Genomic DNA, 22914 nt, shown 5'->3' on the forward strand with positions numbered 1-22914 from the left:
GCATCCCGGTGCCCACGCGGCGCTCCCCCGTGTCCGCCCCGCACGGGCTCACGCCGCCACCGGCGTCTCCTCCGCCTCCGCCCTCTGCGGTGCCGACGCTCCGCGGCGCGCCCCGCGGGCCTCGCTCAGGGCCAGGCCGGTGACCGCGCCGAGCATCAGCAGGGTGCCCGCCACCGTCGCGGTGCTCAGCCGCTCGCCGAGGAACGCCACGGCGAGCACGGCGGCGGTCACCGGCTCCAGAAGCATGATCACCGACACGGTGGCGGAGCGGACGGCGGCGGCGCCCGCGAAGTACAGGGCGTAGGCGAGAGCGGTGGGGACGGCCGCGATGTACACCATCAGCCACAGCAGCCGGCCGGGGTGGGCGGTGTGCGGGAGCAGGCCCTCGTGCAGTGCGAACGGCAGCAGGACCAGGGCGGTCACCGCGAAGGCCGACACGGTGGTGCCGGCGGAGTCCGCCCCGCCGCCGCGCCCCCACCGGCGGGTCAGCAGCGTCATGGCCGAGTAGCCGGCCGCCGAGGCGAGGGCGAGCAGCACACCGGCCGGCCGTACGGTCGCCTGCGAGCCGCCGAAGGTCAGCACGGCGAGGCCCGCGACCGCCCCGGCGACCGCGAGGGTGCCGCCGCCGCCCAGCCGCTCGCCCAGCGAGAGCCGGGCACCGAGCGCGATCAGGACGGGACCGGCGCCGAGCGTGACAACGGTGGCGACGGCGAGGCCGGTGGCCTGGACGGCCGCGAAGTAGGCGGTCTGGAACACGGCCAGGCCGAGCCCGGTGACGACGGCCCGGCCGGCCCGGCGGCCGAGCGGCTCCGCCGGTGCGGGACGCCTGCGGGGGCGCAGCCGGCGGCCGGCCAGCAGCAGCGCCAGGCCGGCCGCGCAGCGCCAGAAAGAGAGGCTGAAGGCGCCCATGTCGCTGGTCCGGTAGACCAGGGAGGCGGCGGCGCCGGCGGTGCCCCAGGCGGCACCGGTGACGAAGAGGTAGAGCAGGCCACGCCCGACGGGCAGGCCTGAGGTGGTGTTCGGCACGAGAGGTCCTTCGCGACTGCCGCGGATGCGGACGTTCGGGCGGCGGCCCCGTACGTGCGGGGCGCGCGGACGTCATCTGCGGGCGGCACCGTCCGGCCCGGCGGCATGCCGAGCGGGGGCCTGTCGTGACGTTCCACGAAAGACCCGGTTCTCCGGGGCCCGCCTCAGGCGGCCGGAGGCGGAAGAACGAGCTGGTGCACGGACATGCCCCGCAGTCTAGTCCCGCAAGCCGGCTAGGCGGCCGTTCCCCGGGCGGACAGCGCCCGCTCCGGGCCGCCCGCGGCGACCGGCTCGGCGGAGCCCTTGGCGGGTGCGGCGGACTGGGCGATGAACGCGCCGGCCAGGACGACGGCGCCGCCGACGACCTGCGGCGCCGAGAGGTGCTCACCGAGCAGCACCCAGGCCAGCACGGTCGCGATGACCGCCTCGAGACAGGCCACGACCCCCGCGACCTGCGGGGAGAGCCGCCGTACGGACAGCACGCCGGTGATGTAGGCGACGACCGTGGCGACCAGGACGATCCAGGCCAGCAGCGCCACCGCGGGCACCGCCGTGCCGTCGAGCCGCGCGGAACCGGCCAGCACCGACCAGTGCATGCGCCAGGGGCGGGCGACGACCGTGAGGACGGCCGTCCCGACGAGCAGACCGTAGGCGATGACGCCGAGCGGGTCCGGCGCCCGCTCACCGCGGTCGGCGCCCTGGTCGGACAGCACGAAGTAACCGACCTGGCAGCAGGCGGCGCCCAGCGCGAGCAGCAGCCCGGCGGCGTCGAAGCTCAGCCCCGACCACACCTCGACCACACTGGCGAGGCCGCCCGCCGCGAGGACGACACCGAGCACGGCGGCCCGGGTCACCGGGCGGCGCTGCACGAACCGCACCCAACCCAGCACCAGGGCCGGCGCGAGGTACTCCACGAGCAGCGCGACGCCGACCGGGATGCGCGAGAGCGCGGCGAAGTAGCAGGCCTGCACCCCGGCGACGGCGAGCAGCCCGAACCCGGCGAGCAGCGCGGGCCGGCGGCGCGGCAGGGCACGGTGGCGCACGGCCAGCGGCAGCATCACCAGGGCGGCGCCCGCCACCCGCAGCCACACCACGTGCAGCGGGTCGAGTCCCGCCTCGATCAGCGGCTTGGCCGCCACTCCGGAGCCGCCGAAGGCCAGGGCCGAGACGAGCGCCAGACCGAGCCCGACACCTCTGCCGGGGCTGCCCTGACTGATTCCAGACGTATGCACCGGCACATGATGACAGGCGACGACATGAGCGTCACCCTCGTTGACACCTGTCTCATGAGGTGGACGGGGAGGTGCCCGGTGCCGTGATCCGCGCGGACACCCCGGCGGCCGGGACGCCGGCCCGGCCGAGAACCTCGACGGCCCGGCAGCCGGGGTCCATGACGAGCGAGGCGAGCAGATCGGTGCCGGTAGCGTGGCCGGCGGCGCGCCGCCGGGCGCGGCCGGCGGCGCGTTCCAGGGCAGCGGCCGCGGCCGGGGACCAGTCACCGGACTCCCCGGGCGCCTCCGGGCGCGCGGAGTCCTCCGGGCTGCCGCGCCAGCTCAGCCCGTAGCCGATGCTGCGCTGCACGAGGTAGCCGAAGACGCGGGCGAGCTGCGGGGCGTCGCCGAGCGCGGCGCGGGATGCGGGGTCGCACTCCAGGAGCGAGTGGAGCAGATGGGCGGTGTCGATCTGCCGGTCCCCGTCCCGTGCGGCCCTGCGGCGGGCGCCGGAGACCACCGCCGCCAGCTCGGCACCGAGCCCGGCGGCGCCGTCCGCTCCGGGGAGGCCCGGGTCACCGGCGGACCGGCGGGAGATGCGGGGGTGCACGGACACCACCCCATCAGTTCCGGCCCGCCGGGTCGTCCCCGGCGGGGAGCATTCGGGGGTCCCACGAGGAGTGGACACCGGCTCTCACGATCTCCTCCCTGGGGAGGAGATCAGGCCGTTCTCCGTACGACCGCGCGCGCCGGCTTGCCGTACGCCCCCGCGTCGGCACCCGGGCTCGGCGCAGGACGCGGCAGGGCGCCCGGCGGAGTGTTCCACCGGGCGCCCTGGCCGCCGTACGGCTGTCAGTCCTCGTCGGCGAGGATCAGGTACAGCCTCTTGCGCGCGTCGTTGATGACGGTCAGCGCCTTGTCGCGCTGCTCCTTGCTGCCGGTCTTCCAGACCTGCCCGAAGGCCTCCATCAGGCCGAAGCCGGCCTGGCGGATCTCGGCGAGCACCTCCCAGTCGACCCCGCGCGAGGCCTCCTCCCAGGGGGCGTCCGGCCCGGCCTCCGCCGTCTCGCGGCCGCTGTCGGTGAGCGTGAACAGCTTCTTGCCGCCCTCGCTCTCGCTGGCGATCAGGCCCTCGTCCTCCAGCAGCTGGAGGGTGGGGTAGACCGAGCCGGGGCTGGGCTTCCACGCGCCGCCGCTGCGTTCGGCGATCTCCTGGATCATCTCGTAGCCGTGCATGGGCCGGTCCTTCAGCAGGGCCAGGATCGAGGCCCGTACGTCGCCGCGCCGCGCCCTCCCCCGGGGACCGCCCCGCCCTCGCGGCCCCCAGGGACCTGGTCCGAAACCGGGGCCGCCGGGACCGAAGCCGGGGCCGCCCGGCCCGAAGGGGCCGAAGGCCGCGCGGCCTTCACCGAAGCCGCCGAAGCCGCCGAACCCGCCGGGTCCACCGCGACCACGCCGGCCGCCCGGGCCACCCTGCCGATGTCCACGCTCGAAACCGTGGGTACGCATTCCCCTCACTCCTTCGTCCTTCATCACCGGTCATCCGCCAATGGTTCATCCAGTTGACGTATCGCGTGTTGTCGCGATGGCTCAACGATATATCGCTGCCGATCGCATGACAAGCCCCTGCCGACGTCCCGCCGACGTGGACTCACCCAGGCAGATCCCGATGACGAAGGGCGCGCGGACCACCTCGGCCGACCTGCGGGCTTCCGGTGATCGGTACGCGTCAATAGGGTGGGCCGATGGCGTCGATCAGGAAGTTCCAGGTGACCTTCGACTGCGCGGAGCCCGAGCGTCTCGCCCGGTTCTGGTGCGAGGTGCTGGGGTACGTCGTACCGCCGCCGCCGGAGGGGTTCGCCACCTGGGACGACTACCAGGACGCACAGCCACCTGAGCAGCGGGACTCCTGGTTCGCCTGCGTCGACCCCTCGGGCGTGGGCCCGCGGCTGTACTTCCAGCGCGTCCCGGAGGGCAAGACCGCGAAGAACCGGGTGCACCTCGATGTGCGGGTCGGCACCGGACTCGTCGGTGCGGAGCGCCTCGCCGCACTCGAGGCCGAATGCGCACGGTTGACCCCGCTCGGCGCGGTCCACGTGCGGACGCTGTACGACGGCACCGATTCATGCATCCCGATGCTGGACATCGAGGGCAACGAGTTCTGTATCGACTGAGGGCTCGGAGGCCGCGGACGTGTCGGGCGGCCATACGCCGCTCGCCCCCCACCCTGCCCCGGAGCGCCCGGAGCGCCCGGCATCGCGGACTCCTGAAATCCACACGGTCGCATTCGCGAAAGGATTATCCGCGTCCCGGAACATTCCACTCGCGCCGCCGCCCGATCGCGCACCGGATTAACCGACCCCGCGCCCCGGGCGCGGAGGCGGGTGGCGACCGGGGGCCGGACCGGGCGGTGACCGCGTGCGCCGCGGGCGGCAGCGAGCAGGTGGGACACGTGATCCCCGGCACTGCCGTCCGCCCTGCCCGCCCCCGCGATCAGGACGGCGGGCGTTTCCGGTGCGGTACCATCTCGTATGGCGTAATGGAAGTCAGCGCCTGTGCAGAACCGTGCAGGTTGAGTCTGTAGTGCCTTCGCTGTCGATTCGGCCGCGCGCGCGAGCACTGTCCCCGCCCGGTGTGTCCGCTCCCCGAAGTTCCGAGGGGCGAGTTCTTCCCGTTGACGCACTGACGGCAGGTGACAATCTGCACTGCCCGCACGAGCCCGCCGACTCACAGATATCGGTTCGCAGGCTCCTTTCTGGAGACGATGTGAAAATCCTCCCCGAGATCTCTCGTACGCTGAGCGAATACCTCCTCATCCCGGGTCTGACCACTGAAGCATGCACTCCGGACAATGTGGATCTCGGAGCGCCACTGGTGCGTCACCGGGTCGGCGAGGAGTCGGCGGTCAGGATCGCCACCCCGATGGTGAGCGCCATCATGCAGGCGGTGTCCTCCCCCACGCTGGCCGTGGCACTGGCGCAGGTCGGCGGGCTGTCGTTCGTCCACCAGAACCAGCAGATCGAGGACCAGGTGTCGGACGTGCTGGCGGTGAAGCGGCACAAGGCCGGCTTCCGGACCAGCGAGGTCACCGTGACTCCCGGGACCTCTCTCGGCGAGGTCGGCCGGCAGCTGTCGGAGGCCGAGCAGGGCGTGGCGGTGGTCACGGAGAACGGCGAGCCCGACGGCACCTTCCTGGGCGTCATCAGCCTCGACGACTTCCACCTGGAGCGTCACGGGGCCGGCGAGACCGTCGGCAACCGGATGCGGGGCCGGGACGGCCTGATCACCGCGCCGTCCACCGTCTCCCTGTCCGAGGCGAACGAGCTGATCTGGCAGCACCACCTGGACGTGCTGCCGGTCGTCGACGACGGCCGCGTCGTCTCCCTGGTGCTGAAGCGGGACTACCAGGCCCACAAGACCTACCACCGCGCGACCGTGGACGGCGAGAAGCGGCTGCGGGTCGGCGCGGGCATCAACTCCCGCGACTTCACGGACCGCATTCCCGCCCTGGTGGACGCCGGCGCCGACGTGCTGTGCCTGGACTCCTCCGACGGCTACTCCGTGTACCAGGCCAAGGCCCTGGAGTTCGCCCGGGACAAGTACGGGGACGACGTCTTCGTGGGCGCGGGCAACGTCGTCGACGGGCGGGCCTTCCGCTACCTGGCCGACGCGGGCGCCGCCTTCGTGAAGGTCGGTATCGGCGGCGGCGCCATCTGTACGACGCGGGAGCAGAAGGGCATCGGCCGCGGCCAGGCCTCCGCGCTGCTCGACGTGGTCGAGGCGCGCGACGCCTACGCCCAGGAGACCGGGGTGTACGTGCCCCTGTGCTGCGACGGCGGTCTGCTCAACGACTCGCACATGGCGATGGCCCTGGCGATGGGCGCGGACTTCATCATGCTCGGCCGCTACTTCGCCCGGCTCGACGAGAGCCCCTCGCGCAAGCTCCAGATCGGCGGCCAGTGGTACAAGGAGTACTGGGGTGAGGGCTCCCAGCGCGCGCAGAACGCGGCCCGCTACGGCCAGCGCGGCCAGATGGTCTTCGAGGAGGGCGTCGACGGCTACGTCCCCTACGCGGGCAGCCTGTACGACAACGTGGAGCGCACCCGGGCGAAGCTGATCTCCACGATGATCAGCTGTGGCTCGACGAACCTGCGGGACTTCCACCGGGACGCGGTGCTGGTGCCCGTGTCCTCGGAGTCGTTCAAGCAGACGGGCGCGGAGATCGAGGTACGCCGCCCCGGCATCGACGCCGCGGAGTGACCTGACCGGACGCCAGGGCCGACGGCCCCGTACCACCGGCCTGGGAGTCGGTGGTACGGGGCCGTCCGGCGTTCTCCGGCAGCCGTCGAACGTCCGGACGGCGACCGCCGGAGATCCTGATCGTGTCGATGTGCCGATGTGCCGGTCCGGGAAGCCAGGGAGGCGTCCGGCGTCCTGGACGCGGTGCGCGGTCGTGTGCGCGGCCGCGGCGGACCAGGCCAGGACTCTCGAATTGGCCTTGGTCCGCCGCCGCCCGCTGCCCCTAGCGTCGTCGCCATGCGCATTCGAATCGTCGACGCCTTCACCGACCGCCCCTTCGCCGGCAACCCGGCCGGGGTCCTGCTCCTCGATGACGCCTTCCCGGACGACGACCGGCTCCAGAACGTCGCCATGGAGGTCAACCAGGCCGAGACGGCCTTCGCACACCCGCTGCCGCCGGGCGGTGAGGCGGACTGGGCGCTGCGCTGGTTCACGCCCGTCGCCGAGGTGGCGATGTGCGGGCACGCCACGCTGGCCACGGCCCACGTGCTGCACACCACCGGCGCCCACCAGGGCCCGGTGCGGTTCGCGACCCGCAGTGGGGTGCTCGTGGCGACGCCCGCCGAGGACGGCTGGGTCACCCTGGACTTCCCCACCGCCCCGCTCACCCCGGCGGAGGTGCCGGACGGGATCGCCGAGGCCCTGGGCGCCGTTCCGGTCGCCGCGTTCGACACCGGGCCGCACATCGGCGACCTGCTGCTGGAGCTGTCCGACGAGAAGACGGTGCTCGCCCTGGCCCCCGACCACCGGGCGCTGGCCGAGTACTCGGAGCGCGGCATCATCGCCACCGCCCTCGCCGACGACCCCGCACGCGGCTACGACTTCGTCTCCCGCTGCTTCTTCCCGCGGATCGGCATCGACGAGGACCCGGTGACCGGCAGCGCCCACACCGCGCTGGCCCCGCACTGGTCGCCGCGCCTGGACCGCACCGACCTCACCGGCCTCCAGGCGTCCCGGCGCGCCGGCCTGGTCCGCACGGGCCTGCGGGGCGAGCGCACCCTGCTGACCGGGCGTGCCGTGACGGTGATCGACGGGGAGCTGCTCGCCTGAGACCGGCGGGGGCGGCGGCTCCGGAACGGCCGCGGGGCCGGGGCCGTACGTCCCCCGCGTGGCGGGTCAGACGGTCGGCAGCCAGCCCACCTTGCCCGCGAGCAGGGCGTATCCGACGAACGCCCCGATGTCGAGCAGGGAGTGGGCCACCACCAGGGGGCCGACGCGTCCCCAGCGGCGGTACAGCAGGACGAAGACCACGCCCATCGCCATGTTCCCGACGAAGCCGCCGATGCCCTGGTAGAGGTGGTACGAGCCGCGCAGGACGGAGCTGGCGACCAGCGCGGTGCCCGGCGTCCAGCCGAGCCGGTCCAGCCGGCGCAGCAGATAGCCGACGACGATCACCTCTTCGAGGACCGCGTTCTGCAGCGCGGACAGGATCAGCACGGGGTACTTCCACCACACGCCGGGCAGCGCCTCGGGCACGACGGTGAGGTTGAAGCCGAGGCCGCGGGCGGCGAGGTAGAAGGCGATCCCGGTGCTGCCGATCACGGCCGCGATCCCGGCGCCGCGGGCCAGGTCGGACCAGGGACGGGTGCGGTCGAAGCCCAGGCTGCGCAGGCTCGCCCCCTCGCGCAGCAGCAGGTGGGCGACCAGGGCGACGGGGACGAGGGCGCCGGCGATGCCGAACAGCTGCCAGGCCAGGTCCAGCCAGGGGCGGCCGGGGGCGGCCGAGGCGTTGAGGGTGGCCGCCTGGTCCTTGAGCCCGCCGGGTTTCGTGACCGAGCCGACGAAGCTGATCAGCGCCGACACTCCGCTCGCCCCGAGCGACAGCGCCAGGACGAGCAGCGTCTCGTCCCGGAACATCCGCCGCGAGGGCCGCTCCCGCGGATAGAGACCGTCCGCGTCCGCCTCCACCTGCACCCCTGCCTTCAGCCGTGAACCCGCCCGTTGCGGATCACAGCATGCCGCACGCCCCCGCGCCCCGGCGCACCGGCCGGGTGGCAGGGGCCACGGCGGACGCGGGGCGCTCAGCTCAGCGGTGCGGGCTCCGGCAGGCCCACGGGCCAGGTGTGCACCGGCTCGCCCGCGTGCATCAGCTCGGCGTAGCGGCGCGTCGTCGCGGCGAGGGCCGCCTCCCGGCTGAGACCTTGCTCCAGCGCGCGGTGGAAGGTGTCCGCCTGCCAGGAGGCGCCGTTCACCCGCCGACGGCACCGCTCCTCGATGACGCCCAGGTAGAGATCGCGGTCGGCGGCCTCGACACCCCAGGCGTCCAGCCCCGCCGCGGCCAGCGGCAGCAGCTCGTCACGGACCAGGGTGACGGCGTCGACCTCGGCCGTACCGCCGTACCGTCCGCGCCGCGGCCACACCAGGCGGGCGTCGATGCCGTACCGGCACGCGGCGTCGAAGTTGGCCTCGGCCGCCTCGAACGGCAGCCGCGTCCACACCGGCCGCGACTCCTCGGCGAGGGCGCGGACCAGGCCGTAGTAGAAGGCCGCGTTGGCGATGATGTCCGTGATCGTCGGCCCGGCGGGCAGCACCCGGTTCTCCACCCGCAGGTGCGGGACGCCGTCGGCGATGCCGTACACCGGGCGGTTCCAGCGGTACACCGTTCCGTTGTGCAGGACGAGTTCGGAGAGCTTGGGCACCCCGCCCGCGTCCAGGACCTCGAGCGGCTCCTCGTCGTCGCAGATGGGCAGCAGCGCCGGGAAGTAGCGCAGGTTCTCCTCGAAGAGGTCCTGCGCGGAGGAGATCCAGCGCTCGCCGAACCAGGTGCGCGGCCGGACGCCCTGCGCCTGGAGTTCCGGCGGCCGGGTGTCGGTGGACTGCTGGAACAGCGGCGGCCGGGACTCGCGCCACAGTTCGTGACCGAACAGGAACGGCGAGTTGGCGCCGACGGCTATCTGCACGGCGCTGGCGGCCTGCGCCGCGTTCCACACGTCGGCGAAGCGGGACGGCGTGACCTGGAGGTGCAGCTGCACGGAGGTGCACGCGGCCTCGGGAACGATCGACTTCGAGGTGCAGGTCAGGTGCTCGACGCCGTCGATGTCGAGCAGGAAGTCCTCCCCGCGGGCGGCCACGATCTGCTCGTTCAGCAGGGCGTAGCGGTCGACCTCGGAGAGGTTGGAGGAGACCAGGTCGTCGCGGTCCAGGGTGGGCAGGATGCCGATCATCACGATGCCGGCGTCCACCTCGCCGGCCTTGCGGTCGGCGTACGCCAGCGAGGTGCGCAGCTCCTCGGCGAGCCGGTCGAAGACCCGGCCGCCCAACGGGTGCGGGGCGATGTTGACTTCCAGGTTGAACATGGCGAGTTCTGTCTGGAAATCTCGGCTGGCGATGCGTTCGAGTACTTGCCCGTTCAGCATTTTCGGTTGCCCGTCGGAACCGGCGAGATTCAATTCGATCTCCACGCCCATGAGGTTCTTGGCGCGGTCGAAGCGCTTCTCGACCAGCAGCCGCTCCAGTCCCGTCAGGCACTTCCGGAGCTTTTCTCGGTAGCGCTGGCGATCGGACAGGTCGAACGGCCCTGCCACGACCTTCTCCCCCATCTGGGCTTCCCTCCTCGGATGGGCGGGCCGCGGATCCGGCCGCCGGTGTTGTCCCGGGTCACGTGGGATGATGCCCCGCGGAAGCGATCGATAACGTCCCGCGCGGGCACGGTACCCGCTACGCTGTCGGAATGTGTCCGGAGGCACATTCACGAGGCATGCGGCATCACGCATCTGCGGGTGCCCCGATCGCCTCGTGAAAAACGCCGACGACATTCGGCCGACCGCAGGGGCCGTCGATTCCGAGGTCAGCGGCGTGCGCGGGGTCCGGAAAACGGGATGATTACCGCGAATCGGCGACCGAATAGCGACTTGTTCTACTCACCGGAAACGGCTAGCCGAAACATCGGGTGAACACGTGTCGTATAAACTTCGCGAACAAGGCAGAAGGTTGGCGCCCACGGTCCTGGTTCCTGCCGTCTAGGTGACGTGCGGCAGGCCGCCTCGTCCGCACTCCTCGTCCACCGGTCCGGAGCCCCGCCCCTCTGCCCTTTCCCGCTGAGCTGACAGCGCTGTCCGCCCCCGCCCTCGCGCCGTCGCGCCTGTCGAATGAGAGGCGACCCACCATGCCGCTGCACGTTCCCCCTGCCCCCGCGCCCGCCCTGCGCACCGTCCTCACCGCCCTCGGCTCGCCCACCGCCGTCCGTGAGGCCCGCACCCCCTCCCTGCGCACCGCACAGGGGCCCGCGACGCCCGAACTGCCGTTGCCCGTGCACGTGCTGGACCGGATCACCCCGGAAGGCGTGTCCGCCACCCGGCTCACCGGCTGGCGCTTCCTGATCCGCTGCGGCGACCGCGCGGTCGCCGCGGCGGAGACCATGCTGACCCCCGACGGCTGGGCCTTCTCGCACTTCTTCGAGGGCCCTTACATCACCTCCACCGAGCGCGCGCTGCGCCAGGCCGAGACCATGCAACAGCCGTACCAGGCACGCCTGCTGTCCATACCGAGTCTGTACATGCTCACCCTGTGGCTGCACGGCGACTGCGCGGCCGACGGCGCCGAGGGCCACCCCGCCGCCGCCGACCTGCTGGTGCCCCTGGCCCCCGCGCCTCCCGGCATCGCGGCCCACCGCCCGCACCGCGTCGCCGAGTTGCTGCCCGTCCTCACCCACCGCGCGACCCCGGTACCGCTGCTCGGCACCCCCGCCTGAGCCCCGCTCCCCCGCGCTCCGCGTACCCCGTTGCCCGCCGGGCAGCGGGGTACCGCCGCGTCCGGCGGACCCGGACTCCCCCGGTGGACTAGCCCGTTACGGCCACCGGGAACCACCCGAAGTGGCGGGCGGGCGGCGCTGAACCGCCCGCGCGGGTGACGCGTCCTCAACCTGTGAGGAGCGGTGCCACGAAATGCCTGCGGATTGACGCCCGGAGGGCAAGACTGGGTGCCGACCGACCGACAGCAAACGGGGGATGGACATGACCACGACAGAGCGAGAGATCCCACCCATGTGCCAGCACCAACCGCCGTGCCCGCAGGCCGAATCCGCCGACCGGGAGTCCGCCCGTCTCGTGGCGCACCACCCGGAGCAGGGCTGGAGCCTCCTCTGCAACGGCGTGCTGCTCTTCGAGGACACCGGTGAGCTGCTGCCCGACGGGCAGATCATCGCCCCGCACCGCCCGCTCGGCGCCGACCAGGTGATGACCGCCGCCTGACCACCGCCCGACCTGGCCCGGCCACGGCCACCGGCCGGCCGGCACCGGTGCGCCTGCGGTGTGCCTGCCGTCCCGGGCGCGCCACCCTCCGTGCGGCCCGTCACACCGCACGGCGATCCACCTGTGCGGCCCCCGCAGGCCGCACGGCGAACAGAGGGGCCGGCCGCACACCTCGCGTGCGCACCGGCCCCGACGCGTGTCCCGGCGGTCACCCACCGTGTCCCGGACGCTACCGCAGCGCCTCCCGCAGCGCGTCGTACGCCGGCTTCGGCCGCAGCTGCTCGTCCCACGGCAGGGCCGCGCCCTCACCGGGGAAGAAGGCCGGGATCCACGAGTACTTGTCGGTGTAGTCCCAGATCGTCACGCCCACGCACCGCCGCACCGCCAGGCACGCCTCGGTCAGGTCCCGGTACCAGGTCGCCTGCTCGGCCAGCGTGGCCTCGGTGGCGGGCAGTTGCATCCGCACGTCGACCTCGGTGAGCGCGGTGTCGAGCCCCAGCCGTGAGAAGCGGCGGAGGTTGTCCTCCAGGGTCGTCGGATAGCCGTACTGCAGCGCCAGGTGGGCCTGGAGACCGATGCCGTCGAGGGGCACGCCCTGCGCCTTGAGGTCCTTGGCCAGCCGGTAGTAGGCGTCGCTCTTGGGGCCGGTGGCCTCGATGTTGTAGTCGTTCAGGTAGAGCCTGGCGTGCGGGTCGGCCCGGTGGGCCCAGCGCAGCGCGTCGGCGATGTAGCCGGGGCCGAGCGTCCGGTACCAGATCGTGTCGCGGTAGGTGCCGTCCTCGTTGAACGCCTCGTTGACGACGTCCCAGGAGTAGACCTTGCCCCGGTAGTGCCGTACCTCCTCGGTGATGTGCTTCTTCAGCACGGCCCGCAGGTCGTCGGCGGTCCACTCCCGTGAGGTCAGCCAGTCGGGCAGCTGGCTGTGCCAGACCAGGGTGTGGGCGCGGACCCGCTGGTGGTGGGCGCGGGCCAGGCCGACGATCTCGTCGCCCGCGCTCCAGTCGAAGACGCCCTGCTGCGGCTCGGTGGCGTACCACTTCATCCCATTGCCCGGGGTGATCATGTCGAACTCGCTGCCGAGGATCTTCGTGTAGGCCTCGTCGGTGAGTTCGGGGTTGTCGGTGGCGCTGCCGAAGTAGCGGCCGTGGCGCTCGGCGAGCGCGCCGAGCGTGGGCGCGCGGCCGTGGGCCTGGGCGGCGGGGCCGGTGAGGACACCGGCGGCCACCAGGACGGCCGCGAGGGCGCCGGTGAGCCTCAGACGCCGGCGGGAGATGGACTTCAAGGTGCACTCCTGGTGCGAAAGTTTCGGATGGGATTCGGAGAACTGCGCCGCACCCTAAGGACGGCCCGACCGGGGTGACAACCCCTCGAACAGCCTTGTTTTGCGCCGGTCGACACCCGTCACCTCGAATCCGCAGGCCGGAGCCGTCGACCGGGCCGGGCGCCGATCGGCCGCCTTCGGCGCCACCGGGGTCCGAAACATTCGATCGCGAACCCGTCCTGGCCCCACGACCGTGCCCCACCCCGGCCGTACGACCGCACTGCGCCCCGGCCACGGGTCGCGTCGGCGGGGCGCCCGCCGGGGCCCTATCGTGACCGGCATGCAGTCCTACACGATCGGCCAGGCGGCACGGCTGCTCGGCGTCAGCCCGGACACCGCCCGCCGCTGGGCCGACGCGGGCCGGATGACGACCCACCGCGACGAGGCGGGGCGCCGGCTCATCGCGGGCGCGGACCTCGCGGCCTTCTCCGTCGAACTGGCCAAGGCGGGCAGCGGCGAGGAGGACGCTCCGTACACCTCGGTCCGCAACGCCTTCCCCGGCATCGTGACCGCGATCAAGCTCGGCGACGTGGCCGCCCAGGTCGAGATCCAGGCCGGGCCGCACCGGCTGGTCTCCCTGCTCACCCGGGAGGCCGTCGAGGAACTGGGCCTGGAGGTCGGCATGGAGGCCACCGCCCGCGTGAAGTCGACCAACGTGCACATCGACCGCGTCTGACGGTCGGCTTCGCGCGGGCGTGATCCGCGCGCCGCGCCTGCCCGCCCCGCGCCGACGGCACTCGCCGAGCGGCCGGTGGCACACGCCTCAGGGCGAACAGCTCCGTGACCCGCCCCGTACAAACGCACATGCGAGGTCATCTCCCCGCACGCACAGCTCATGCGATGCGACAGAAGACGTACGCCTCGCAGATGCGGCATTATTATCACCGCGGCGACCCCTCCCCGGCCGTGGCGACAGGACGCGACGGCATGTGCGAGCAGAACCACCCGGAGGAGCAGTTCCATGAAGGTCCGTACCGTGCGCCGGTCCCGGCGAGTGCTTCGGCTGGCCGGCGCCGGAGCCGCCGCCGTGCTGGCACTGAGCGCCTGCTCCTCGTCCGACGACTCCACCACGGCCGCGGCGTCCCCGTCCTCCTCCGGCTCACCGAAGCTGTCCGGCACGGTCACCGTGTTCGCGGCGGCCTCGCTGAAGGAGAGCTTCACCACCCTCGGCGAGGAGTTCGAGCAGCGGCACCCGGGCACCAGGGTCACCTTCAACTTCGGCGGCAGCGACACCCTCGCGGCGAGCATCACCGGCGGCGCCCCCGCGGACGTGTTCGCCGCCGCCAGCCCCAAGACGATGGCGATCGTGACGGACGCGAAGGACGCGGCCGGCACCCCCGCCACCTTCGTCCGCAACCAGCTGGAGATCGCCACCCTGCCGGGCAACCCGGACAAGGTCTCCTCCCTCGAGGACCTCACCACGTCCGGCCTGAAGGTCGTCCTGTGCGACCGGACGGTGCCCTGCGGCGCCGCCGCGCAGAAAGCCCTGGACGCCGCCAGGCTGAAGCTCACCCCGGTCTCCTACGAGCAGGACGTCAAGAGCGCCCTGACCAAGGTGGAGCTGAAGGAGGCCGACGCCGCGGTGGTCTACAGGACCGATGTGAAGGCCGCGGGTGACAAGGTGGAGGGCGTGGAGTTCCCCGAGTCGTCCGACGCGATCAACGACTACCCGATCGCCCTGCTGAAGGACGCCCCCAACGCCTCCGCGGCAAAGGCGTTCATCACGCTCGTGCGGTCGGCCGAGGGCCGGCGGGTGCTGACCGGGGCGGGCTTCCTCAAGCCGTGACCCCGCTCGACAGGACAGGCACCGCGGCCGGCCCCCGCACGGGCGGGCCGCGGCGCCGCCGTGTCCGCACCGGCGGGCGCGGGGTGCCGCTGCCGCTGCTGGTGCCGGGCCTGGTGGCGCTGGCCTTCCTGCTGCTGCCCCTGCTCGCGCTGCTGCTGCGCGCCCCCTGGGGCAGCCTTCCGGACGAGCTGACCAGCCCGGAGGTCTGGCAGGCGCTGCGGCTGTCCCTGATCAGCGCGACCGCGGCGACCGCCGTGAGCCTGGTGCTCGGCGTTCCGCTGGCCTGGCTGCTGGCCCGCACGGAGTTCCCCGGCCGCGGCCTGCTGCGCGCCCTGGTCACCCTGCCCCTGGTGCTGCCGCCGGTGGTCGGCGGTGTGGCCCTGCTGCTCGCCCTCGGCCGCAACGGGGTCGTCGGGCAGTGGCTCGACGCCTGGTTCGGCATCACCCTGCCGTTCACCACCGCGGGGGTGGTGCTCGCGGAGGCCTTCGTCGCGATGCCGTTCCTGGTCATCAGCGTCGAGGGCACCCTGCGCGCCGCCGACCCCCGCTTCGAGGAGGCGGCCGCGACCCTGGGCGCCTCCCGCTTCACCGCGTTCCGCCGCGTCACCCTGCCGCTGATCGCCCCCGGCATCGCGGCGGGCGCCGTACTGGCCTGGGCCCGGGCGCTCGGCGAGTTCGGCGCGACGATCACCTTCGCCGGCAACTTCCCCGGCCGCACCCAGACGATGCCGCTCGCCGTCTACCTCGCCCTTCAGGACGACCCCGAGGCGGCCATCGCCCTCAGCCTGGTCCTGCTGGCCGTGTCGGTCGCGGTGCTGGCGGGGCTGCGCGACCGCTGGATGAGAGCGTCATGACGGGCGAGATGACGGGCGACATGACGGGGCTCGACGCCCGTCTCGTCGTCGAGCGGGAGGACTTCCGCCTGGACGTGGCCCTGACCGCGGCACCCGGCGACGTCGTCGCGCTGCTCGGCCCCAACGGCGCGGGCAAGACCACCGCGCTGCGCGCCCTCGCCGGCCTCCTCCCGCTCACCGGCGGCCATCTGCGCCTGGACGGCATCGCGCTGGAGCGCACGCCCCCGGAGTCCCGGCCGGTCGGCGTGGTCTTCCAGGACTATCTGCTCTTCCCGCACCTGTCCGCCCTGGACAACGTGGCCTTCGGGCCGCGCTGCCACGGCGCCTCCAGGAGCGAGGCCCGCGCCCTGGCCGCCGCCTGGCTGGACCGCATGGGCCTGGCCGGGCACGCCGCCGCCCGGCCCCGCCGGCTCTCCGGAGGCCAGGCCCAGCGCGTCGCCCTGGCCCGCGCCCTGGCCACCCGTCCCCGGCTGCTGCTGCTGGACGAGCCCCTCGCGGCCCTGGACGCGCGCACCCGCCTGGAGGTCCGCTCCCAGCTGCGCCGCCATCTCGCCGAGTTCGAGGCGGTCGCGGTCCTGGTGACCCACGATCCGCTGGACGCGATGGTCCTCGCCGACCGGCTGATGGTCGTCGAACATGGCCGGGTCGTCCAGGAGGGCAGCCCGTCCGACATCGCGCGCCGGCCCCGCACCGACTACGTCGCCCAGCTCGTCGGCCTCAACCTCTACCGCGGGCAGGCCGAGGGCCACACCGTGCGTCTCGACTCCGGCCCCGCGCTCACCACCACGGAGGAGCTGACCGGGCCCGCCTTCGTGGCGTTCCCGCCGGGCGCCGTCACCCTCTTCCGGGACCGGCCCACCGGCTCCAGCGCCCGCAACCTGTGGCGCTGCGAGGTCGCCGGGCTGGAGACCCACGGCGACCAGATCCGCGCCGCCCTCACCGGCGAACTCCCCCTCGCCGCCGACCTCACCGCGGTCGCCGCGGCCGAACTCGACCTGCACCCGGGCGCCCCGGTCTGGGCGACGGTCAAGGCCGCCCAGACCCACGCCTACCCCGCCTGACCGCCTCCCGCGACGACTGCCGCCGCCCGGTACGGCGTCCCACCCGTGCACGGGGAGAGCCCCCGCCCGGTACGGACAGGGGCCCTCGGCCAGCTCACTCGCGCCGCTTCGCTCAGTCCTCGTAGGCGTCCAGCGGCGGGCAGGAGCAGACCAGGTTGCGGTCGCCGTAGGCCTGGTCGATGCGGCGCACCGGCGGCCAGTACTTGTCGGCTGCCGAGACCCCGGCCGGGAAGACGGCCGCCTCACGGCCGTAGGCGTGCGTCCACTCCCCGCCGAGCGCGGCGGCCGTGTGCGGGGCGTTGCGCAGCGGGTTGTCCTCGGCGGGCCACTCGCCGGACCCGACCTTCTCGATCTCCGCGCGGATGGCGATCATCGCCTCGCAGAACCGGTCCAGTTCGACCAGGTCCTCCGACTCGGTCGGCTCGATCATCAGCGTGCCGGCCACCGGGAAGGACATGGTCGGCGCGTGGAAGCCGTAGTCGATGAGCCGCTTGGCCACGTCGTCCACGCTCACGCCGGTCGCCTTGGTCAGCGGACGCAGGTCGATGATGCACTCGTGCGCGACGAGACCGCCGGGGCCGGTGTAGAGCACCGGGTAGTGCGGCTCCAGGCGCTTGGCGATGTAGTTGGCGGACAGCACGGCCACCTGGGTGGCGCGCTTCAGCCCCTCGCCGCCCATCAGCCGGACGTACGCCCATGAGATCGGCAGGATGCCCGCGGAACCCCAGGGCGCGGCGGAGATCGGGCCGACGCCCGTCTCCGGGCCGGCCTCCGGCTGCAGCGGGTGGTTGGGCAGGTACGGCGCGAGGTGCTCGCGGACCGCGACCGGGCCGACGCCGGGGCCGCCGCCGCCGTGCGGGATGCAGAACGTCTTGTGCAGGTTCAGGTGCGAGACGTCGCCGCCGAAGTGGCCCGGCTTGGCGAGGCCCACCAGGGCGTTGAGGTTGGCGCCGTCGACGTAGACCTGGCCGCCCGCCTCGTGGACCTGGGCGCAGATGTCGGCGACGTGCTCCTCGAACACGCCGTGCGTCGACGGGTAGGTGATCATCAGCACGGACAGTTCGTCGCGGTACTGCTCGATCTTCGCCCGCAGGTCCTCGACGTCGATCTCGCCGTCCCCGGCGGTCTTGACGACGACGACCTTCATGCCCGCCATGACCGCGCTGGCGGCGTTGGTGCCGTGCGCGGAGGACGGGATCAGGCAGACGGTCCGCTGCTCGTCGCCGTTGGCGCGGTGGTAGCCGCGCACGGCCAGCAGGCCGGCCAGCTCGCCCTGCGAACCGGCGTTCGGCTGGAGCGAGACCTTGTCGTAGCCGGTGACCTCGGCGAGACGTTCCTCCAGCTCGTGGATGAGCGTGAGGTAACCCTGCGCCTGCTCGGCCGGGGCGAAGGGGTGCAGCTGGCCGAACTCGGGCCAGGTGACCGGCTCCATCTCCGTCGTCGCGTTGAGCTTCATGGTGCAGGAGCCCAGCGGGATCATGCCGCGGTCGAGCGCGTAGTCACGGTCGGCCAGCTTGCGCAGGTAGCGCAGCATGGCCGTCTCGGAGCGGTGCTCGCGGAAGACCGGGTGGGTGAGGTAGTCGTCGGTGCGCAGCAGAGCCGCCGGCAGCGCGTCGCCGGCCGCCGCGTCCAGCGCCTCGACGTCGCCGCGCACGCCGAAGGCGGCCCAGACGGCGTCCAGCTGGGCCCGCGTGGTCGTCTCGTCGCAGGCGAGGGACACCTGGTCGGCGTCGACGAGGTGCAGGTTGACGCCGTTGTCCCGGGCGGCGGCGACGACCTCGGCGGCCCGGCCGGGCACCCGCGCGGTGAGGGTGTCGAAGAAGGCGCCGTGCACGATCTCCACCCCGCCGGCCCGCAGGCCCTCGGCGAGGATCGACGCGTAGCGGTGGGTGCGCCCGGCGATGGCCCGCAGCCCCTCGGGACCGTGGTAGACGGCGTACATGCCGGCCATCACCGCGAGCAGCACCTGCGCGGTGCAGATGTTGCTGGTGGCCTTCTCCCGGCGGATGTGCTGTTCACGGGTCTGCAGGGCGAGCCGGTAGGCCTTGTTCCCGTCGGCGTCCACGGAGACGCCCACGAGGCGTCCGGGCAGGCTGCGCGCGAACTTCTCGCGCACCGCCATGTAGCCGGCGTGCGGTCCGCCGAAGCCCATCGGCACGCCGAACCGCTGGGTCGTACCGACCGCGATGTCCGCGCCCAGCTCGCCCGGGGAGGTCAGCAGGGTCAGCGCGAGCAGGTCGGCGGCGACGGTGACGAGCGCGCCCAGCTCGTGCGCCTGGTCGATGACCGGCTTGATGTCCCGTACGGCACCGGAGGCGCCCGGGTACTGGAGCAGCACGCCGTTGATCTCACGCTCGGCCAGGCCGGCCGGAATGCCCCCGGAGAGGTCCGCCACGACGACCTCCACCCCGGTCGGTTCGGCCCGGGTGCGGATCACGGCGACGGTCTGCGGCAGCACGTCCGCGTCGACCAGGAACAGGCCCTTCTTGTTCCGGCCCATGCGCCGGGACAGCGCCAGCGCCTCGGCGGCGGCGGTGCCCTCGTCGAGGAGGGAGGCACCGGAGGTGGGCAGGCCGGTGAGGTCGGCGACCATGGTCTGGAAGTTCAGCAGCGCCTCCAGCCGTCCCTGGGAGATCTCCGGCTGGTACGGCGTGTAGGCCGTGTACCAGGCCGGGTTCTCCATGACGTTGCGCAGGATGACGGGCGGCGTGAACGTCCCGTAATACCCGAGCCCGATCATCGAGCCGAGCACCTGGTTGCGGTCGGCGAGCGAGCGCAGCTCCGCGAGCACCTCGGCCTCGCTGCGGGCGCCGGGCAGGTCCAGGGCGTCGGCGTTCTTGATCACGTCCGGCACCGCGGCGGCGGTCAGCTCGTCGAGGGAGCCGTAGCCGATGTGCGCGAGCATCTTGGCCCGCGCCTCCTGGTCGGGCCCGATGTGGCGCTGCTCGAAGGGGATGCCCTGTTCGAGTTCGGAGAGCGGGATGCGCTGGGCGGTCATTGCGGAGGCCTCCTGGTCTGACGCGACCTTCGAGGGGCACCACGGCGCGGGTGCCCCGACGGCCTCCCCCTCTGTCATCTCGACCTGAGAGCTTCACCGGGCACCCGAAGGCCCGGCTTTCACCGTCGGTGAGAGCGGGAGCCGTCGACACCCGCTCTGCTTTCCAGAGTGACCTCGTCCGTGCGGTACGTGGGCCTGAGAGATTCCGGGGAGGATTTGCTCCTTCGGCGCCTCCGGTTCCTTCCGGAGGACTCTCCCGCACGGGGTCAGCAGCCATTGGCCAGCCTACCAGCGGGGTCAACGCCTGCGTCTTCGAGTGGCCGCCTCCTTGATTGTGCTCTTTCGTAGTGCTTACGGATGATTGCGACCAATGGAGGGACCGTGCAGACCGACATCGATCCGCGCAACCTGATCGGCCGCAAGGCGTTCGACCGCAACGGCAGCAAGATCGGCACCATCGACGAGGTGTACCTGGACGACGCGACCGGGGTGCCGGAGTGGGCCGCCATACGCACCGGCCTGTTCTCCCGGGACGCCTTCGTGCCCCTGGAGCCGAGCGAGCTGGTCGACGGCACCCTCCACGTCCCCTTCGACCGCACCCTGATCAAGGACGCCCCGGACTTCGGCGTCGGCCGCCACCTCTCCCCCGACCAGGAACTCCAGCTCTACCACCACTACGGCCTCGACCTCGCGCCCCCTTTCGCGGTGCCGGACCACGACTTCGGCGCGGTGGCCGGCCCCGACGAGCCCTGAGGCCCGCCGGACGTCCCACCGCCGCCGGACGCGGCGCCCTCGCCCGGCACGGCCCCCTGCGGCCCCGGGACGTCCCCGCCGCCCGCCTCCGCGCCGCTCACCTCCGCCGGGACCAGCGGCAGCGGGTCCGCCGGCTCCAGGTCGGGGTCGTCCGTCCGGAAGGTCCGCACCCGCCCCGGCCCGGCATACGGCGTCTCGAAACGCACGGTGACCCGGCCGAGGCCGCTGCCCTGCACCCAGCCGTGGCCGAACCCGGCGTGACGCACGTCGTGGCCGGCGGGCCAGTGCCGTTCGACCGGCACCGGTCCCTCCTCGACGGGGCCGGCCTCGGCCTCCTCCGCCGTCTCCGGGGTCTGCTCGCCCGCCGCCTGCGCGAACAGGTCCTCCTGGGTGTAGTCGGCGAGCCCGGACACGCCCACCCCGAGCAGCCGCACGCCGCCCGTGGTGTCCACGGCCTCCAGCAACCGCGCGGCCGCCTCCCGCACCACCGCCGGGTCGTCCGTCGGCCCGCGCAGCGTCTCGGAGCGGGTCAGCGTGGAGAAGTCGTACCGCCGCACCTTCAGCACGATCGTCCGCCCGGACAGGCCCGCCCCGCGCAGCCGGCGCACACACCGGTCGGCGAGCCGCTGCACCTCGAGGCCGACCCGCGTCCGGTCGTGGATGTCCACGTCGTAGGTGTCCTCGACCGACACCGACTTCGCCTCCCGCTCGGCGACCACGGGCCGCTCGTCGTGCGCCAGCGCCATGGCGTGGAGCGCGTGCCCGTGGGCCTTGCCCAGCAGCCGCACCAGCTCGTCCTCGCCCGCCTCCGCGATGTCACCGACCGTGGTGATCCCGGCCCTGCGCAGATGGTCCCCGGTGGCCGGTCCCACCCCGGGCAGGGTCCGCACCGACATCGGGGCCAGCAGCGCCCGCTCCGTCCCGGGCTCGATCACCACCAGCCCGTCCGGCTTGGCCTGCTCGGAGGCGATCTTGGCGAGCATCTTGGACGCGGCCAGCCCCACGGACCCCGTCAGCCCCGTGACGGCCCGGATGTCCGCGCGCAGGGTGGCGCCGGCCGCGCGTGCCGCCGCCTCGTCCGCGGCCGTCCCGCCGGCCTCCAGGTCCACGAACGCCTCGTCCAGGCTGAGCGGCTCCACCAGCGGCGACAGCCGCCGCAGCAGCGTCATCACCTGGTCGCTGATCGACCGGTACAGGGCGAAGCGCGGCACCAGGTAGGCGGCGTTCGGTGCCAGCCGGCGCGCCTGGGCCATGGGCATCGCCGAGTGGACACCGAAGACCCGCGCCTCGTAGGAGGCGGTGGCCACCACCCCGCGCGGCCCCAGTCCGCCCACGACGACGGCCTTGCCCCGCAGGCTCGGCTTGGACGCCTGCTCCACCGAGGCGAAGAAGGCATCCATGTCGAGATGCAGGATCGTGGGCGCGTTTCTCACTCCTCGATGCTGCACCACGCCACTGACAATGCCCTGCCCGGGTCGCGCGGGCGAGGACCGGCGGGCCGGGAGCGGCGTACCGGCGGCTCAGACGGCCCGGTTGCGCCGTCGTGCCAGCTCGTCCGCCGGGTTGTGCCCGACCAGGGTTTCCCCCGTGTCGATGCGCTCGCCGTGCAGCTGGGAGAGCGCGCTCTCCACGTCCCGCCACACCACGCCCACGGCGATCCCGAAGACGCCCTGACCGCCCTGGAGCAGGGCGTGCACCTCGTCGGGCGAGGTGCACTCGTAGACGGTGGCGCCGTCGCTCATGAGCGTCATCCGCTCCAGGTCGCAGAAACCGCGTTCCCTGAGGTGCTGCACGGCCGTGCGGATGTTCTGCAGGGAGACCCCGGTGTCCAGGAACCGCTTGACGATCTTCAGGACGACGACGTCCCGGAAGCTGTAGAGGCGCTGCGTACCCGACCCGTGGGCGGGCCGCACGCTCGGCTCGACCAGACCGGTGCGCGCCCAGTAGTCGAGCTGCCGGTAGGTGATGCCCGCGGCGGCACAGGCCGTGGGCCCGCGGTAGCCGATCTGCTCGGACGTCATGGACGCCACCCCTCCGCCGTTCCGCACTGCCGTGGGCTCCGGCGGAGCGTGATCGACCGCGCTGCCGTGATGAGGGAACCCCCTGCTCGAGCGCAGCCGGGAGCTGGGGGAAGGGTACGGCCCGCTCGCCCCGGGATCGCGTCCGGGGGCACCCCCGGCCGTACCGTCGCCGCTGCTGCTCACGCCGACCTCCGTCCTTGACCTGCCTCCTCGACGGTAGGCAGTCACCAGGGGTGCGTCAACGATCGCCACACTCGGCACGCCGAGTGATAATCACCCCAGGAGTGGTTTCCCGTGCCCCACCGCGGGGAAAGGCTAGCCGAATGCGCTCTCCGGGAGTCGTAGGACGCTCTCACGGGCCGTTGGCAATTGCCACCGCCGCCGGCGCGCCGCCG

Annotated in this window: 20 protein-coding genes and 1 riboswitch; of the genes, 10 read left to right on the forward strand and 10 right to left on the reverse strand. The window is 73.1% G+C overall.

Annotation, left to right across the window (positions count from 1 at the left end):
* Positions 1-48: 48 nt before the first annotated feature.
* The 4 genes from ACZ6CZ_RS15655 to ACZ6CZ_RS15670 all read right to left on the reverse strand — a co-directional run bounded on the left by ACZ6CZ_RS15655 (position 49) and on the right by ACZ6CZ_RS15670 (position 3746).
* Positions 49-1026: a DMT family transporter gene (locus ACZ6CZ_RS15655; RefSeq protein ID WP_469020380.1), complete on the reverse strand. Its 978-nt coding sequence runs from the start codon at positions 1024-1026 to the stop codon at positions 49-51.
* Positions 1027-1259: 233 nt separating this feature from the next.
* Positions 1260-2264, reverse strand: a complete 1005-nt coding sequence (locus ACZ6CZ_RS15660) for an EamA family transporter (protein ID WP_469020385.1) — start codon at positions 2262-2264, stop codon at positions 1260-1262.
* 46 nt (positions 2265-2310) lie between these two features.
* Complete coding sequence (locus ACZ6CZ_RS15665) at positions 2311-2847, reverse strand: hypothetical protein (RefSeq protein WP_469020556.1); 537 nt, start codon at positions 2845-2847, stop codon at positions 2311-2313.
* 242 nt (positions 2848-3089) lie between these two features.
* A complete protein-coding gene (locus ACZ6CZ_RS15670) occupies positions 3090-3746 on the reverse strand; it encodes a PadR family transcriptional regulator (protein ID WP_469020391.1) in 657 nt (218 codons plus the stop codon).
* A 236-nt stretch (positions 3747-3982) separates the two neighbouring features.
* Between ACZ6CZ_RS15670 and ACZ6CZ_RS15675 the strand changes: the two genes are divergently transcribed.
* The 3 genes from ACZ6CZ_RS15675 to ACZ6CZ_RS15685 all read left to right on the forward strand — a co-directional run bounded on the left by ACZ6CZ_RS15675 (position 3983) and on the right by ACZ6CZ_RS15685 (position 7586).
* Complete coding sequence (locus ACZ6CZ_RS15675) at positions 3983-4411, forward strand: VOC family protein (RefSeq protein WP_469020395.1); 429 nt, start codon at positions 3983-3985, stop codon at positions 4409-4411.
* A gap of 592 nt (positions 4412-5003) precedes the next feature.
* Positions 5004-6497 carry an IMP dehydrogenase gene (locus ACZ6CZ_RS15680; RefSeq protein WP_469020398.1) on the forward strand — a complete coding sequence of 498 codons (1494 nt, stop codon included), beginning with the start codon at positions 5004-5006 and terminating at the stop codon, positions 6495-6497.
* Positions 6498-6773: 276 nt separating this feature from the next.
* Positions 6774-7586, forward strand: coding sequence for a PhzF family phenazine biosynthesis protein (locus tag ACZ6CZ_RS15685; RefSeq protein WP_469020401.1), 813 nt, complete (start codon positions 6774-6776; stop codon positions 7584-7586).
* 66 nt (positions 7587-7652) lie between these two features.
* Here ACZ6CZ_RS15685 and ACZ6CZ_RS15690 read toward each other — a convergent pair whose 3' ends face one another.
* Positions 7653-8393 (reverse strand): CPBP family intramembrane glutamic endopeptidase, encoded by a 741-nt coding sequence (locus tag ACZ6CZ_RS15690; protein WP_469020559.1) that lies wholly within the window; start codon positions 8391-8393, stop codon positions 7653-7655.
* A 164-nt stretch (positions 8394-8557) separates the two neighbouring features.
* Positions 8558-10075: a glutamate-cysteine ligase family protein gene (locus ACZ6CZ_RS15695; protein ID WP_469020407.1), complete on the reverse strand. Its 1518-nt coding sequence runs from the start codon at positions 10073-10075 to the stop codon at positions 8558-8560.
* Positions 10076-10641: 566 nt separating this feature from the next.
* On the opposite strand from ACZ6CZ_RS15695, the gene ACZ6CZ_RS15700 reads away from it, so the two are divergent.
* Entirely contained in the window at positions 10642-11226 is a 585-nt protein-coding gene (locus tag ACZ6CZ_RS15700; RefSeq protein WP_469020412.1) for a hypothetical protein, read from the forward strand.
* A 292-nt stretch (positions 11227-11518) separates the two neighbouring features.
* The gene (locus ACZ6CZ_RS15705; protein WP_469020417.1) at positions 11519-11725 is read left to right on the forward strand and encodes a DUF5999 family protein; all 207 of its coding nucleotides are present in this window, start codon (positions 11519-11521) and stop codon (positions 11723-11725) included.
* 229 nt (positions 11726-11954) lie between these two features.
* Here ACZ6CZ_RS15705 and ACZ6CZ_RS15710 read toward each other — a convergent pair whose 3' ends face one another.
* Complete coding sequence (locus ACZ6CZ_RS15710; protein WP_469020563.1) at positions 11955-12998, reverse strand: endo-1,4-beta-xylanase; 1044 nt, start codon at positions 12996-12998, stop codon at positions 11955-11957.
* A gap of 328 nt (positions 12999-13326) precedes the next feature.
* On the opposite strand from ACZ6CZ_RS15710, the gene ACZ6CZ_RS15715 reads away from it, so the two are divergent.
* The 4 genes from ACZ6CZ_RS15715 to ACZ6CZ_RS15730 all read left to right on the forward strand — a co-directional run bounded on the left by ACZ6CZ_RS15715 (position 13327) and on the right by ACZ6CZ_RS15730 (position 16747).
* Positions 13327-13722 carry a TOBE domain-containing protein gene (locus ACZ6CZ_RS15715; protein ID WP_469020423.1) on the forward strand — a complete coding sequence of 132 codons (396 nt, stop codon included), beginning with the start codon at positions 13327-13329 and terminating at the stop codon, positions 13720-13722.
* Between the two features lie 285 nt (positions 13723-14007).
* Positions 14008-14832: a molybdate ABC transporter substrate-binding protein gene (gene modA / locus ACZ6CZ_RS15720; protein WP_469020429.1), complete on the forward strand. Its 825-nt coding sequence runs from the start codon at positions 14008-14010 to the stop codon at positions 14830-14832.
* Positions 14829-15686 carry a molybdate ABC transporter permease subunit gene (modB, locus tag ACZ6CZ_RS15725; RefSeq protein ID WP_469020433.1) on the forward strand — a complete coding sequence of 286 codons (858 nt, stop codon included), beginning with the start codon at positions 14829-14831 and terminating at the stop codon, positions 15684-15686. Before modA ends, modB begins: the two co-directional genes overlap by 4 nt.
* Positions 15683-16747 (forward strand): ABC transporter ATP-binding protein, encoded by a 1065-nt coding sequence (locus tag ACZ6CZ_RS15730; RefSeq protein ID WP_469020436.1) that lies wholly within the window; start codon positions 15683-15685, stop codon positions 16745-16747. Before modB ends, ACZ6CZ_RS15730 begins: the two co-directional genes overlap by 4 nt.
* A gap of 112 nt (positions 16748-16859) precedes the next feature.
* On the opposite strand, the gene gcvP is transcribed toward ACZ6CZ_RS15730, so the two are convergent.
* The gene (gene gcvP / locus ACZ6CZ_RS15735) at positions 16860-19745 is read right to left on the reverse strand and encodes an aminomethyl-transferring glycine dehydrogenase (protein WP_469020442.1); all 2886 of its coding nucleotides are present in this window, start codon (positions 19743-19745) and stop codon (positions 16860-16862) included.
* A gap of 173 nt (positions 19746-19918) precedes the next feature.
* Positions 19919-20014, reverse strand: a riboswitch (glycine riboswitch).
* A 112-nt stretch (positions 20015-20126) separates the two neighbouring features.
* Here gcvP and ACZ6CZ_RS15740 point away from each other — a divergent pair.
* Positions 20127-20498 (forward strand): PRC-barrel domain-containing protein, encoded by a 372-nt coding sequence (locus ACZ6CZ_RS15740; protein ID WP_469020446.1) that lies wholly within the window; start codon positions 20127-20129, stop codon positions 20496-20498.
* Here the strand turns inward: ACZ6CZ_RS15740 and ACZ6CZ_RS15745 are convergent.
* Positions 20420-21931 carry a DNA polymerase IV gene (locus tag ACZ6CZ_RS15745; protein WP_469020451.1) on the reverse strand — a complete coding sequence of 504 codons (1512 nt, stop codon included), beginning with the start codon at positions 21929-21931 and terminating at the stop codon, positions 20420-20422. The genes ACZ6CZ_RS15740 and ACZ6CZ_RS15745 overlap by 79 nt on opposite strands.
* 87 nt (positions 21932-22018) lie before the next feature.
* Positions 22019-22702 (reverse strand): MerR family transcriptional regulator, encoded by a 684-nt coding sequence (locus ACZ6CZ_RS15750; protein WP_469020454.1) that lies wholly within the window; start codon positions 22700-22702, stop codon positions 22019-22021.
* Between the last annotated feature and the right edge of the window lie 212 nt (positions 22703-22914).

The sequence above is a fragment of the Streptomyces sp. NPDC041135 genome (assembly GCF_055592085.1).

What these genes read in the sequence shown, in the direction of transcription:
- ACZ6CZ_RS15670 (WP_469020391.1), bottom strand. Translation starts at nt 3,746, where the DNA reads ATGCGTACCCACGGTTTCGAGCGTGGACATCGGCAGGGTGGCCCGGGC.
- ACZ6CZ_RS15675 (WP_469020395.1), top strand. Translation starts at nt 3,983, where the DNA reads ATGGCGTCGATCAGGAAGTTCCAGGTGACCTTCGACTGCGCGGAGCCC.
- ACZ6CZ_RS15685 (WP_469020401.1), top strand. Translation starts at nt 6,774, where the DNA reads ATGCGCATTCGAATCGTCGACGCCTTCACCGACCGCCCCTTCGCCGGC.
- ACZ6CZ_RS15690 (WP_469020559.1), bottom strand. Translation starts at nt 8,393, where the DNA reads ATGTTCCGGGACGAGACGCTGCTCGTCCTGGCGCTGTCGCTCGGGGCG.
- ACZ6CZ_RS15695 (WP_469020407.1), bottom strand. Translation starts at nt 10,075, where the DNA reads ATGGGGGAGAAGGTCGTGGCAGGGCCGTTCGACCTGTCCGATCGCCAG.
- ACZ6CZ_RS15700 (WP_469020412.1), top strand. Translation starts at nt 10,642, where the DNA reads ATGCCGCTGCACGTTCCCCCTGCCCCCGCGCCCGCCCTGCGCACCGTC.
- ACZ6CZ_RS15705 (WP_469020417.1), top strand. Translation starts at nt 11,519, where the DNA reads ATGTGCCAGCACCAACCGCCGTGCCCGCAGGCCGAATCCGCCGACCGG.
- ACZ6CZ_RS15715 (WP_469020423.1), top strand. Translation starts at nt 13,327, where the DNA reads ATGCAGTCCTACACGATCGGCCAGGCGGCACGGCTGCTCGGCGTCAGC.
- modA (WP_469020429.1), top strand. Translation starts at nt 14,008, where the DNA reads ATGAAGGTCCGTACCGTGCGCCGGTCCCGGCGAGTGCTTCGGCTGGCC.
- ACZ6CZ_RS15730 (WP_469020436.1), top strand. Translation starts at nt 15,683, where the DNA reads ATGACGGGCGAGATGACGGGCGACATGACGGGGCTCGACGCCCGTCTC.
- gcvP (WP_469020442.1), bottom strand. Translation starts at nt 19,745, where the DNA reads ATGACCGCCCAGCGCATCCCGCTCTCCGAACTCGAACAGGGCATCCCC.